This is a genomic window from Streptosporangium sp. NPDC049248 (assembly GCF_040678965.1).
In the GTDB taxonomy this organism is placed as follows: Bacteria; Actinomycetota; Actinomycetes; order Streptosporangiales; family Streptosporangiaceae; genus Streptosporangium; species Streptosporangium fukuiense.
On the sequence record NZ_JBFAQY010000089.1, the window covers coordinates 1 to 1,342 of the forward strand.

1 protein-coding gene is annotated in these 1,342 nt (G+C 67.9%); it reads left to right on the plus strand.

Annotated elements, in window-relative coordinates; all coding sequences use genetic code 11:
* Window positions 1-38 precede the first annotated feature (38 nt).
* The coding region (locus AB0K21_RS44665; protein WP_364159313.1) for a condensation domain-containing protein at window positions 39-1,342 on the plus strand (1,304 nt) is incomplete at its 3' end.

A 1,342-nucleotide genomic window follows, 5' to 3' on the forward strand; every position in this document is an offset into this window, starting at 1 on the left:
TGCGGGATGTGGTGGGTCGGCATGAGAGTTTGCGGACGGTGTTTCCCGAGGTGGACGGGGTGGCGTGTCAGCGGGTGCTGGACACCGCGGAGGTGTCCTTCGAGATTGTCCGAGTCGGCGCCGACACGCTCGGGCCCGCGCTGGCGGCCGAGGCGGGGCGGGGCTTCGACCTGACCGTGGAGACGCCGCTGCGCGCCCGCCTCTTCGAGCTTGACTCCTCCACCCGGATCCTGCTGCTGGTGTTGCATCACATCGCGGGTGACGGGTGGTCGATGGCGCCGTTGGCGAGGGATGTCCTGGCGGCGTATGCGGCGCGGTCTCGGGGGGTGGCGCCGGGGTTCGTGCCGTTGCCGGTGCAGTATGCCGATTACGCGGTGTGGCAGCGGGAGTTGCTGGGGTCGGAGTCGGATCCGGGGAGTCTGGTCAGTGCGCAGGTGGCGTTCTGGCGGTCGCGGTTGGCGGGGTTGCCCGAGGAGTTGGCGTTGCCGTTCGATCGGCCGAGGCCCGCGGTCGCCTCCCACCGGGGTGACACGGTCCGGCTGGAGGTCAGCCGAGAGGTTCACCGCGGCCTGCTGAAGCTGGCGCGCGAGGCGAACGCGACGGTGTTCATGGTGGTGCAGGCCGGGTTGGCGGCGTTGCTGACCCGGTTGGGGGCGGGTTCGGATGTTCCGATCGGTTCGGTGGTGGCGGGTCGGGTGGATGAGGCGTTGGACGATCTGGTGGGGATGTTCGTCAATACGTTGGTGTTGCGGACCGATACCTCGGGGAATCCGGCTTTTCGGGAGTTGGTCGGGCGGGTGCGGGAGGTGGATCTGGCGGCGTACGGTCATCAGGATCTGCCGTTCGAGCGGTTGGTGGAGATCGTCGCTCCGGCTCGTTCGATGGCCCGCCACCCCCTCTTCCAGGTGATGCTCGCCTTCCAGAACAACCCCGTCCCTGCCCTTGAACTCGACGAGTTGTCCGTCTCCGTCGAACCGTTCATCCCGGACACCGCCAAGTTCGACCTCCAGCTCACCCTTGCCGAGCGTCCCGGTGGCGGCCTCGAAGGCGGCCTGGAGTTCAGCCTCGATCTGTTCGATCGGGTGACGGTCGAGGAGATGGTGGTGCGGTTCGGGCGGTTGCTGGAGTCGGTGGTCGCCGATCCGGGTGTCCGGTTGAGTGAGATCGATCTGTTGGGTCCGGTTGAGCGTGAGGTCATTCTCGGTGAGTGGGCGGGGACCGGCACCGCGTCTGCCCCGTCCACGATCGTGGAGGAGTTCGAGGCTCAGGTGGCGGCTTCGCCGGGTGCGGTGGCGGTGGTGTGTGAGGGGGTGGAGGTGTCGTATGGGGAGTTGGATGCGCG